This is a genomic window from Nocardia sp. NPDC050175, from assembly GCF_044459885.1.
Lineage (GTDB): Bacteria > Actinomycetota > Actinomycetes > Mycobacteriales > Mycobacteriaceae > Nocardia.
Map to the genome: position 1 here is coordinate 374,747 of NZ_JBITJI010000001.1, position 11,959 is coordinate 386,705.

General features: G+C 65.7%; 10 protein-coding genes. 7 read left to right on the forward strand and 3 right to left on the reverse strand.

The window, feature by feature from the left end; genetic code table 11:
* Nucleotides 1–240: 240 nt before the first annotated feature.
* The gene (locus tag ACIBK2_RS01675; RefSeq protein WP_396962481.1) at nucleotides 241–3,717 is read left to right on the forward strand and encodes a DNA-directed RNA polymerase subunit beta; all 3,477 of its coding nucleotides are present in this window, start codon (nucleotides 241–243) and stop codon (nucleotides 3,715–3,717) included.
* A gap of 51 nt (nucleotides 3,718–3,768) precedes the next feature.
* Here ACIBK2_RS01675 and ACIBK2_RS01680 read toward each other — a convergent pair whose 3' ends face one another.
* Nucleotides 3,769–5,304: a DHA2 family efflux MFS transporter permease subunit gene (locus ACIBK2_RS01680; RefSeq protein WP_396962483.1), complete on the reverse strand. Its 1,536-nt coding sequence runs from the start codon at nucleotides 5,302–5,304 to the stop codon at nucleotides 3,769–3,771.
* A 27-nt stretch (nucleotides 5,305–5,331) separates the two neighbouring features.
* Nucleotides 5,332–6,237: a 4-hydroxy-tetrahydrodipicolinate synthase gene (dapA, locus tag ACIBK2_RS01685; protein WP_396962485.1), complete on the reverse strand. Its 906-nt coding sequence runs from the start codon at nucleotides 6,235–6,237 to the stop codon at nucleotides 5,332–5,334.
* A gap of 71 nt (nucleotides 6,238–6,308) precedes the next feature.
* Between dapA and ACIBK2_RS01690 the strand changes: the two genes are divergently transcribed.
* Nucleotides 6,309–7,208, forward strand: a complete 900-nt coding sequence (locus tag ACIBK2_RS01690; protein WP_396962487.1) for a LysR family transcriptional regulator — start codon at nucleotides 6,309–6,311, stop codon at nucleotides 7,206–7,208.
* Here ACIBK2_RS01690 and ACIBK2_RS01695 read toward each other — a convergent pair.
* Nucleotides 7,193–7,855: a hypothetical protein gene (locus ACIBK2_RS01695; RefSeq protein WP_396962489.1), complete on the reverse strand. Its 663-nt coding sequence runs from the start codon at nucleotides 7,853–7,855 to the stop codon at nucleotides 7,193–7,195. The genes ACIBK2_RS01690 and ACIBK2_RS01695 overlap by 16 nt on opposite strands.
* 109 nt (nucleotides 7,856–7,964) lie before the next feature.
* Between ACIBK2_RS01695 and ACIBK2_RS01700 the strand changes: the two genes are divergently transcribed.
* From ACIBK2_RS01700 to ACIBK2_RS01720, 5 genes are all read left to right on the forward strand, one after another.
* The gene (locus ACIBK2_RS01700; RefSeq protein WP_396962491.1) at nucleotides 7,965–8,579 is read left to right on the forward strand and encodes a VOC family protein; all 615 of its coding nucleotides are present in this window, start codon (nucleotides 7,965–7,967) and stop codon (nucleotides 8,577–8,579) included.
* A gap of 54 nt (nucleotides 8,580–8,633) precedes the next feature.
* A complete protein-coding gene (locus ACIBK2_RS01705) occupies nucleotides 8,634–10,073 on the forward strand; it encodes an MFS transporter (RefSeq protein ID WP_396962493.1) in 1,440 nt (479 codons plus the stop codon).
* A 50-nt stretch (nucleotides 10,074–10,123) separates the two neighbouring features.
* The gene (locus ACIBK2_RS01710) at nucleotides 10,124–10,774 is read left to right on the forward strand and encodes a class I SAM-dependent methyltransferase (RefSeq protein WP_396962495.1); all 651 of its coding nucleotides are present in this window, start codon (nucleotides 10,124–10,126) and stop codon (nucleotides 10,772–10,774) included.
* Between the two features lie 13 nt (nucleotides 10,775–10,787).
* Nucleotides 10,788–11,069, forward strand: coding sequence for a hypothetical protein (locus tag ACIBK2_RS01715; protein WP_396962497.1), 282 nt, complete (start codon nucleotides 10,788–10,790; stop codon nucleotides 11,067–11,069).
* Between the two features lie 166 nt (nucleotides 11,070–11,235).
* Entirely contained in the window at nucleotides 11,236–11,958 is a 723-nt protein-coding gene (locus ACIBK2_RS01720) for a PAS and ANTAR domain-containing protein (protein WP_396962499.1), read from the forward strand.
* Nucleotide 11,959: the final 1 nt, after the last annotated feature.

Sequence of the window (11,959 nt, forward strand, 5' to 3'; positions counted from 1 at the left end):
ACAGAGGAAACATTCGACGTGGTTGTTACATGACCCCAATTATCGAATGCCTATTGTGCTGCGCCGAATCTGCGAGTAACTTGGGACGTTGCGCTGGCTGCCTCCCGTCCGACCACACGAACCCAATTTTGTGAATCACCCTCGATAATGGGGTGTTCGCTTCTTGCGGTGTGCGAGTTTCGCTCGGGTAGGTGACCACACGCAATTCATCAGCAGTGTGAGGTCGCGGAAGGACGCACCGTGTCAGTCTCGTCCCAAAAAGTCACCACTACAGCCCAGGTAGTCGCCGCTATCCCCGGCGCCCCGCAGCGGGTGTCGTTCGCCAGAATTCGTGAGCCCCTGGACGTGCCGGGCCTGCTCGACGTGCAAACCGACTCCTTCGAATGGTTGATCGGCGCGCCGCAATGGCGGGCGCGCGCCGCCGCACGCGGCGAGAACAACACGGCGGGCGGCCTCGAAGAGGTGCTCGCCGAACTCTCCCCCATCGAAGACTTCGCGGGCACCATGTCGCTGACGCTGTCCGATCCTCGATTCGAAGAGGTCAAGGCCTCTATCGACGAGTGCAAAGACAAGGACATGACCTACGCGGCGCCATTGTTCGTCACCGCGGAGTTCATCAACAACAACACCGGTGAGATCAAGAGCCAGACGGTCTTCATGGGAGATTTCCCGATGATGACCGACAAGGGCTCCTTCATCGTCAACGGCACCGAGCGCGTCGTCGTCGCCCAATTGGTTCGTTCGCCGGGTGTCTACTTCGACCAGTCCGTCGACAAGACCACCGAGAAGGACCTGCACAGTGCGCGGGTCATTCCGTCGCGTGGTGCGTGGCTGGAGTTCGACATCGATAAGCGCGACACCGTTGGTGTCCGCATCGACCGCAAGCGTCGCCAGCCGGTTACCGTGCTGCTCAAGGCTTTCGGCTGGACCACTGAGCAGATCGTCGAGCGTTTCGGCTTCTCCGAGATCATGATGTCGACACTCGAGAAAGATCACACGGCGGGCACCGACGAGGCGCTGCTCGACATCTATCGCAAGCTGCGTCCGGGCGAGCCGCCGACCAAGGAATCCGCGCAGACCCTGCTGGAGAATCTGTTCTTCAAGGACAAGCGCTACGACTTGGCGCGCGTCGGTCGCTACAAGATGAACAAGAAGCTGGGCCTGAACATCGACTCGGCCACGTTGACCGAGCAGGACCTCGTCGCGATCATCGAATACCTGGCGCATCTGCGCGCGGGCGACAAGACGATGACCGCCGAGGGCGGCGTCGAGGTGCCGATCGGGGTCGACGACATCGACCACTTCGGCAATCGCCGGGTGCGCACGGTCGGCGAGCTGATCCAGAACCAGATCCGAATCGGCTTGTCCCGCATGGAGCGCGTGGTCCGGGAGCGGATGACGACGCAGGACATCGAGGCGATCACGCCGCAGACGCTGATCAACATTCGTCCCGTCAGCGCGTCGATCAAGGAGTTCTTCGGGACCTCGCAGCTGTCGCAGTTCATGATGCAGGACAACCCGCTGGCCGGGCTGACCCACAAGCGCAGGCTCTCCGCGCTCGGGCCCGGCGGCCTGTCCCGGGAACGGGCCAGCATCGAGGTCCGTGACATCCACTTCAGCCACTACGGGCGGATGTGCCCGATCGAAACACCGGAAGGCCCGAGTATCGGTCTCATCGGCTATCTTTCGGTGTTCGCGCGGGTCAATCCGTTCGGTTTCATCGAGACGCCGTATCGCAAGGTGGTCGACGGACAGGTGACCGACCAGGTGGCTTATCTGACCGCCGATGAAGAGGAACGGTATATCCGCGCCCAGGCCAACTCGCCGGTCGACGCTGAAGGACGGCTGGTGGAGAACAGGGTGCTCGCGCGGCGCTTCGGCGACGAGGTGGAATTCGTCGCGCCGGTCGAGGTCGACTACATGGATGTGTCACCGCGGCAGATGGTTTCGGTGGCGACGGCGATGATCCCGTTCCTCGAGCACGACGACGCCAACCGCGCCCTGATGGGTGCCAACATGCAGCGTCAGGCGGTGCCGCTGATCCGTTCCGAGGCCCCCGTGGTGGGCACCGGCATGGAGCTACGGGCCGCGATCGACGCGGGCGATGTCGTCGTCAATGAGAAAGCCGGTGTGGTGGAAGAGGTTTCGGCCGACTACCTCACCGTGATGGCCGACGACGGGACGCGCAAGAGTTACCGCCTACGCAAGTTCGCCCGGTCGAACCAAGGCAACTGCTTCAACCAGCGGCCGATCGTCGACGAGGGCGCGAGAGTCGAAGCGGGACAGGTACTTGCCGATGGCCCGTGCACCGAGAACGGCGAGATGGCGCTGGGCAAGAACCTGCTCGTCGCGATCATGCCGTGGGAAGGCCACAACTACGAGGACGCGATCATCCTGTCGCAGCGGCTGGTCGAGGAGGACGTGCTCACCTCGATCCACATCCAAGAGCACGAAGTCGACGCTCGGGATACGAAATTGGGCGCGGAGGAGATCACCCGCGATATTCCGAACATCTCCGACGACGTGCTGGCCGATCTCGATGAGCGCGGCATCATCCGGATCGGTGCCGAGGTTCGCGACGGCGACATTCTCGTAGGCAAGGTGACACCGAAGGGCGAGACCGAGCTGACCCCGGAGGAACGGTTGCTGCGCGCGATCTTCGGTGAGAAGGCGCGCGAAGTGCGCGACACCTCGCTCAAAGTGCCGCACGGTCAGTCCGGGAAAGTCATTGGTATCCGGGTGTTTTCACGCGAGGACGACGATGATCTGCCGCCCGGCGTGAACGAGCTGGTGCGCGTGTACGTGGCGCAGAAGCGCAAGATCCAGGACGGCGACAAGCTCGCCGGTCGCCACGGCAACAAGGGTGTTATCGGCAAGATCCTGCCGACCGAGGACATGCCGTTCATGCCGGACGGCACCCCGGTCGACATCATCCTGAACACCCACGGTGTGCCGCGCCGGATGAACATCGGCCAGATCTTGGAGACCCACCTCGGGTGGATCGGCAAGACCGGCTGGGAGGTCAAGGGCACACCCGATTGGGCCGCGACACTGCCGACGGAGATGCTGGCCGCGCCTGCGAACAGCAATATCTCCACCCCGGTATTCGACGGTGCGCGCGACGAGGAACTCACCGGGCTGCTCGGCTCGACACTGCCCAATCGCGACGGCGATGTGATGGTGGGCGCGGACGGCAAGGCCACGCTGTTCGACGGCCGCTCCGGTGAACCGTTCCCGTACCCGATCGCGGTGGGCTATATGTACATCCTGAAGCTGCACCACTTGGTCGACGACAAGATCCACGCCCGTTCGACCGGTCCGTACTCGATGATCACCCAGCAGCCGCTCGGTGGTAAGGCACAGTTCGGTGGTCAGCGCTTCGGTGAAATGGAGTGCTGGGCCATGCAGGCCTACGGCGCCGCCTACACGCTGCAGGAACTGCTGACGATCAAGTCCGACGACATCGTGGGCCGGGTCAAGGTGTACGAGGCGATCGTCAAGGGCGAGAACATTCCGGAGCCGGGCATTCCGGAGTCGTTCAAGGTGCTCCTCAAGGAACTCCAGTCGCTGTGCCTCAACGTCGAGGTGCTCTCGTCCGACGGCCTCGCGATCGAGATGCGCGACGGCGAGGATGAGGATCTGGAGCGCGCCGCCGCGAACCTGGGCATCAACCTGTCCCGGAACGAAGCGGCGACCGTCGAAGATCTGCCCAGCTGATACCCATGCGCCGAGATCACCTGCTGGACAGGTGATCTCGGCGCGTGATCACTAAACGTGCACTGCGGCAACCGCGTCGGTGAGCTCCGGATTCTTCGGCTTGGTGCGCGGCAGGAAGAACGCGGGAACCAAGGTGAGGATGGTCAGCACCAGCGCCACGACGTAGGTGTGGCTGAATGCCGATGCGGCCTGGCTCAATCCGGCCTCCAGCACGCCGGGTGGCAGCTTGCTCGCGAACTCCGGATTGGCGTTGGCCGCGATCGCCGGCTTGGCGAATTCCCTGTTGTTCAGGAAGTTGGTCAGCACCACCGAGATGGTCGCGGTGCCGATCGAACCGGCGGTCTGGTTGACGATGTTCATCAGCGTCGAACCACGGGCGACCTGCTGATGACTCAGCGTCTGGATGGCCGCGGTCATGATCGGCATCATCGTGCAGCCCATACCGAGACCCATCACGAACAGCGCGCCGAGCATCAGCGGGTACGAGGTGTCCACGGTGAGCTGGGTGAAGAACACCGTGCTGACCGCGATCAGCGTGATGCCGACCAGCACGATCTTCCCCGGCCCGATCTTGTCGACCAGCTTGCCCGCGACCGGCATGGTGACCATCGCGCCCAAACCCTGTGGGATGAGTAGCAATCCGGCCTGTAGCGCCGATTCACCGCGGACCTGCTGCAGATACGTCGGCAGCAGCAGCGCGCCGCCGAAGAACGCGATCGCGAACAGCACCATGGTGAGCACCGCGAAGGTCAGCGAGCGGTTGCGGAACAGGTGCAGATCGATCAGCGGGTGCTCGGTGCGCAGCGCGTGGAACACGAACAGCACCATCAGCACAGCGCCGATGATCGCGGGCAGCAACACCTTTGTCGCTACCACCGTGCCCTCGCCGGGAATCGACGAGACGCCGAACAGGAACAACGCGAGTCCGGGCGAGGCGAGCAGCATGCCGAGGAAGTCGAACGACTCCGACGGCTCCGGCTTGTCCGCGGGGAACACGACGTAGGCCAGGATCAGCGCGATGACGCCGATCGGCACGTTGATCAGGAAGATCCACTGCCAGTGGAATTCGATCAGCCAGCCGCCGAGGATCGGGCCGCAGATTGGTCCGAGCAGCATCGGCACGCCGAGCACCGCCATCACCCGGCCGACCCGCTGCGGGCCTGCCGCGTGCGTCATGATCGTCATGCCGAGCGGCATCAGCATGCCGCCGCCGATGCCCTGGATCACGCGGAATGCGATGAGCGACTCGATGTTCCATGCGGTGGCGCACAGCACGGACCCGAGTACGAAGAAGGTCAACGCCGCCATGTACAGGCGTTTGGTGCCGAACCGGTCCGCTGCCCACCCGGTGAGCGGAATGACGGTGGCAAGAGCGAGGGTGTAGCCGGTGATCGTCCACGCCGCGATGGCGTAGCTCGTTTCGAATTCGGCTTGGAAGGTGGGCAGCGCGATATTGACGACGGTGATGTCCAGGATCGACATGATCGCGCCGAGCACGACCACGCCCGCTACTTTCAAGACCGCCGGGTCTAGTTTGTCGGCGGTCGGGTCAGGCGCCGCTGCCTGATTATCCGGAGGTTGAGTCACCGCTTCAGCGTTCCATCTCTTCGCCTCCTACACCAGCAATTTCTCTGGCAATTCGACAGAAGAATTTCCCAAAGCGGTCAGGGCGGCGGCTGTCGCGGCCTCGCTGGCGGGTAGCAGCGGCAGTCGGACGGCCGGGCTGGGGATGCGTCCCTGGGCCGCCAGCGCCGCCTTGATGACGACGGGGTTCGGCTCGGCGAACAGGGCGCTGGACAGGGCGGCGAGGCGGTGACCCAGGGCTCGGGCCTCGTCGAGCCGACCTTCGCGCCAGGCCCTGACGAGCGCGGTGAAGGACGCGGCGGCGAGGTTTGCCGAGGCGAGAATGCCGCCTGTCGCGCCGAGCGCGAGCAGCGGCGAGAGGTAGATATCGTCGCCCGCGAGAACCGCGAAATCGGCTGGGCACGTGCGCATCAGCTCGATGGTGTCGTCGTCGATGCTGCCGACGGCGTGTTTGACGCCGATGATGTTCGGGTGCTCGGCCAGCTGACGGAGGGTGTCGGCGCTCAGGGTGCGGCCGGTGCGGTACGGAATGTTGTAGATGACGAGCGGCACGGGGCTGGTGGCGGCGAGGGCGCGGAAGTGGGCGAGGACGCCGGCCTCGGAGGGGCGCGTGTAGTACGGGACCACGGTGAGAGCGGCGGCGATGTCCGAGCTGAGGGCCGAGACCGCTTCGATCGAATCGCCGGTGGAGTTGGAGCCCGCGCCGACGATCAAGGGGGCGTGGTGTTCTCGGCACACGCTGGCGCAGATGTCGACGACGCGCTCGCGTTCGGCCGGGCTCAGGGTGGCGGCTTCCGCGGTCGTGCCGAGCGCGACGAGCCCGGTCGCGCCGTCGGCCAGGACCGAGTGGGCCAATCCCGCCAACGCGTCGGCGGCTAGCGCGCCGTCGGCGGTGAACGGCGTGACAAGGGGGACGAATAAGCCTGCGAGCGTCATAGGTAAGAGCTTGACCAGCTTGAACCTTCAGGTCCAGTTCACGTTTCTACAGTCGAGCATAAGATCGACTGATGCTCGATATTCGCAAGTTGCGGCTGCTGCGCGAGCTGGCGCATCGCGAGACCATCGCGGCGGTCGCCGACGCGCTCGCCTACACGCCCTCGGCCGTCTCGCAGCAGCTCAGCGCGCTCGAACGCGAGGCGGGCGTGCCGTTGCTGGAGCGGACCGGGCGACGGGTCACGCTGACGCCGGCCGCGCGCACGCTCGTCGAGCACGCGGAGACGATCCTCGCGGTGCTCGAACAGGCGGCCGCCGAGCTGGCGACCACTCGCGCCGAACTGACCGGAACCCTGCGGATCGGGGCGTTCCCGACGGCGGTTCGGACGATCCTGTCCCCCGCGCTCGTCGCGTTGAGCCGTGATCATCCGGGGCTCGAGCTGATGGTGACCGAACTGGACCCGGCGACCGCGCCCGCCGCGTTGCGGGCGGAAACCTTGGATGTCGCGCTGGTTCAGGAGTACGACTATGTGCCCGTCGAGCCGGATCCGGCGCTGGACACCGAGCCGCTGCTCGAGGAGACCATCTATCTGGCAGCGCTTTCCGACGAGCCGCTGGCGTCTCGGCGCGAAACATCCTGGATCGCGGGCACTCCCGATACGTTGTGTCACACGATGACCGTGCGCGCCTGTCAGGCAGCGGGATTCACGCCGCGGATTCGGCATCACGCCGACGACTTCGGCACCGTGCTCGCCCTCGTCGCGGCCGGGCAAGGGGTGTCGCTGGTGCCGGAGCTCGGCGCGTTGACGTGTCCGGCGGAGGTCACGCTGACGCCGCTGGCGACGCGGCGCCGGACGTTGCTGGCGTATCGGCGCGGCACCGGGGACCATCCCGCCGTGCTCGCCGCCCGCTCGGCACTGCGCGCCTCAGTCGCGGCGATCGATGCCGAGAGGTTGGCTCAGCGCAGCAGGTAGCGGCTGGTCGGGACCACGTCGATGTCGCGGTCCGCGCCGAAGGTGTTGACGCTCTTCATCAATCGATCGATGCGGCGGGTCAGTTCGGCGTTGTCGCCCGCGCTGCCGTAGAAGGCATGCGGGTCAGTCAGAGCCTCGATCGGGAACAGTTCTTCGACGATGGCCGCGATATCGGGCGCCGCGTCGGTGACGGGTTCGAGCACGAGATTCTGGACGTAACCGAAGGTCGCCTGGGTGGCGATGGCGACCTCGGTGTGCTGATCACGCCAGCGATGCAGCCAGTCGGCCTGCGCCAAGGTGTGGGGTCGGCGTAGGAATGCGAGGTTGGCCAGGCCGGGCGCCCGCTCGCGGAGCGGAACGAAGGGCGGGTCGATCGGCCGCGTCTCCTCGACGCGCCAACCGGCGACGCCCTGCGCCACCGAGGCGAGAATGCCTGCGACGGCAGCGGCTTCGCGGCGGCGGGCTACCCACACGCTCACTACTGCCGCCACCGGTTCATCGAAGGCGGTCAGCCGCAACATCGCGTTCGCCACCGTGACGTCGGAGATATTCGCCTGCACGGCAACGGTTCCGGCGGTCGCCAGGCGAGCGGTCAGCTCGTCGGCGAGGAGATCGCCGATGTCCCAGAGTGCGAACATCACCTTCATCGCGCGACCACTTTCTGTAACAGGTTTCACTTCGGCGCAGCGTAGCTCACACTCGCTCGGTACCGATCGCGGAGCGAGAAATCGGCTACGCGTGGCTAGGGTTTGCGGAGTGAGTAGGTTGGATCATCTGGTGCTCGCGACGCCGGATCTGCCGGATGCGGTGGCTACGGTGACGCGGTTGCTCGGCGTGGCGCCCGTCCCCGGTGGGCGGCATGGCGGCCGAGGGACACGCAATTTCCTGCTCGGTCTCGGCGACGGTGGCTATCTCGAGATCATCGGTCCGGACGACGACCAGCCTGCGCCCACGCTCCCCCGACCGTTCGGGGTCGATGCGTTGACCGAGTCGCGGCTGGTGACCTGGGCGGCGCGGGTGGCGGGCATCGACGAGGCCGTTGCCGAGGCTCGTGCGGCCGGCTACGACCCCGGCGACGCCTCCGAAATGTCCCGCGAGACGCCGGACGGGCAGGTGCTGCGCTGGCGGCTGACGTTGTCGCCCAACCACACTGGTGTGGTTCCGTTCCTTATCGACTGGGGTGCGACCACGCATCCTTCCGAGAGCCTGCCGCAGGTGACGCTGCGCGCGTTCGAGGCCGTGCATCCGGATCCCGTGGAGACCTCGGCTCGGTTGCGCGCGCTGTCGGCCGATCTCACCGTGCGGCCGGGCCTGCGACCTGGCTTGATCGCCACCCTCGACGGACCGAGCGGCAGCCTCACACTGCTCTGAATATTTGCCTTCACCTCGGGTAACCGGTCGGCACTGACCGAAGGTGGGTGGCCTGTGAAGACGATATCGACCGATATTCCGGCGCGGTTGGATCGATTGCCGTGGTCGCGCTGGCATTGGATGGTGGTGATCGGGCTCGGCTCCGTCTGGATCCTGGACGGCCTCGAGGTCACCGTCGTCGGCAGCGTGGCCAGCCGGCTTTCTGAGCCGGGTAGCGGCATAACCATCACTGCGGCACAGGTTTCCGGGCTCGCGGCGGCGATGTACGTCGCCGGGGCCGGCTGCGGCGCGCTGTTCTTCGGTTGGCTCACCGACAGATTCGGCCGCAAGAAGCTGTTCCTGATCACCCTTGCCGTGTATCTGTTCGCGACCGCGATGACGGCACTGTCGTTTTCGATGTGGTGGTTCATCGCGTTCCGCTTCCTCACCGGATTCGGCATCGGCGGCGAGTACGCGGCGATCAACTCCGCGATCGATGAGCTCATCCCGCGAAAGTATCGGGGGCGCATCGACATTGTGATCAACGGGACGTTCTGGCTCGGCGCGGTCGGCGGTTCGCTGCTGTCCATCGTGGCGTTGAACACCAACCTGTTTCCGGCGAATATCGGCTGGCGCTTAACCTTTGCGCTCGGTGCCATATTCGGGCTGGTCATTCTGGTGGTGCGCCGACACGTGCCGGAGAGTCCGCGGTGGATGTTCATCCACGAGCGCGAGGACGGGGCCGAGCGGACGGTCGCCGATATCGAAAAGCAGGTCCGCGCCGACACCGGTCGCGAGCTGGAAGACGTGTCGGATCAGCGGATCGAGATTCACCAGCGGCGCACCATCAGCTTCCGGGAGATCACCGAGGTGCTGGTGAAGCAGTATCCGACGCGCGGCGTGCTCGGGCTCTCGCTGTTCATCGGGCAGGCGTTTTTGTACAACGCCATCACCTTCAATTACGCGCTCATCCTGTCGAAGTCGTTCCACGTGGCCGACGATCGCGTCGGTTACTACTTCGCCGTGATCTGCTTCGGCAACTTCCTCGGGCCGCTGCTGCTCGGCAAGCTGTTCGACACGGTGGGGCGCAAGCCGATGATCGCGGGCTGCTACATCGGCTCGGCGGTGCTCTTGTTCGGCACGGCATGGCTTTTCGCGGCCGGGGCGTTGTCGGCGGTGACGCTGACCGCGTGCTGGACCGCGGTGCTGTTCGTCGCCTCGTGCGGCGCCAGCGCGGCCTATCTGACGGTGAGCGAGATCTTTCCGATGGAGACGCGCGCGATGGCCATCGCGTTCTTCTACGCCATCGGGACCGTCGCGGGTGGCGTGGCCGGGCCGCTGGTGTTCTCGAAGCTGGCCGCCGACGGTGATCTGGGCAAGACCGCGCTCGCCTTCGCGATCGGGGCCGCCGCGATGTTCGCCGCCGGGCTCGTCGAGCTGGCGTACGGCGTAAAGGCGGAAGGGCGTTCGCTCGAGGACATCGCGAAACCGTTGAGCGCCGCCAAGGCTTCCTAAATTGTCTCAGACAATTTAGTCTTGAGGCCAGTTACGCCGAAGGGACACCGATGTCAGCCGCCATGCCGCACGCACCGACCCGCGCCTTCAACAGCCTCGTCACTCAGGGGTGGAATCGGCTCGCCCGGGTGTACAACATTCCCCTGGTACAGCGGGTCGCCTACCGGCCGCCGCAGGACGAGATCATCGCCAAGCTGCGGCGCGACGATATTCGCCGGGTGGCCGATGTCGGTTGCGGCACAGGGATTCTCGCGTCACGCATCCAGCAGGACCTGAAACCCGACGTGGTGTACGGCTGCGACGCCTCCGCCGGCATGCTGCGGCAGGCGAAAGCGCGCTCCGGCCAGGTGAATTGGATCAACCGGCGGGCCGAGGACCTAGGGCTGCCCGACGGCGCGGTGGATGCTGTCGTCTCGACCCACGCCTTCCACTTCTTCGACCATCCGGCGGCGCTCGCGGAGTTCCACCGAATCCTCTCCCCCGGTGGACTACTCGCGATCGTGCTGATCAATCCGCGGCACCGGTTCGCGCAGTTGTTGCAACCCACACCGATTCAGAGCGTCGCCTACTTCCCACCGCCCAACGAGATGCGGCTGCTGGTCGAGGCGGCCGGATTCCGGGTCACCGAACAGCGCGCGGTGCGCAGGCCGCTCCCGGAGCCGTTCGTGCCCGACGTGCTCACCGTCGCCCGGCGCGCCTGATCGGAGAATCACTGTGCCACAACCCAGCTCGACCCAGCACCTGACGGCGCGGATCGACCGACTGCCCGCGCCCATCCCCGCCGCCTGGGCCGCCCGGATCCGGATGCACACCGGAATCGAGGGCTTCATCGGTCGAATCCAGCGGCAGCACTATCGCTTTCGGGACACCGTCGCATGGCCCGGCCTGCGCCGGATCGGTGTCGGCGAGCAGCTGCTCGACACCGCGCGAGTGCGGCACGGCCGGATCTTCGACCGGGTATACGACGTCGCGCGCACGGCCCACTGGTACGTCTGAGCCCGACGTTTCGCCAGGTCACGCCCCTTTCTCGACCGCGACCCGCCTCGCTGACGAACAGTCGGTGCGCCCAGGTACTCTTGTCGACCGGACCGTGCTGCCCCAGACCCCGTCAGCCGACCGAATTTGATACTGACATCGGTCTTAGGTTGAGAGGGGCAGGTCGTTGGATCAGTCTGTTGATGTCGCACGTGGGGGCGACGAAACGTCGAGCCCGGTGCTCGTCGGGGCTGCTGGGTCGGCGACGGTTCGACCGGTCGAGGAAGTGCTTGGCGCGGGACGGGCGCAGAGCGCGGGCACCTTTCGCTTCTGGCTGGCCGATCAGCGCTGGGAATGGTCCGACGAGGTCGCGGTCATCCACGGCTACGAGCCAGGGACCGTCCGGCCATCCACCGAATTACTGCTGTCGCACAAACATCCCGAGGACCGCGAGCAGGTGGCGAACATCATCGCCCGCACCGTCGAGACGGGCGAGCCGTTCTGCAGCCGCCACCGGATCATCGACACCAAGGGGTGCGTGCACCACGTCCTCGTCGTCGGCGACGACATGGTCGACGACAACGGCACCATCGTCGGCACCTCGGGGTACTACGTCGACATCACCAACGCGCTCGAAGAAGACCGCAGGCAGACCCTCGACGGCGCGCTGCCCGAGCTGTACTCCGCGCGGGCCGAGATCGAGCAGGCCAAAGGTGCGCTGATGCTCATCTACGGGATCACCGCCGACCAGGCATTTCGGGTGCTCATCTGGCGCTCCCAGGAGACCGGGACCAAATTGCGGGCACTGGCCGCCCAGCTCGTGTCCGAGGTCACGACGCTGGACGGGCCGATGGTCGAACTGCGCACCCGATTCGACCACCTGCTACTGACCGTGCACGAACGCATGTGAG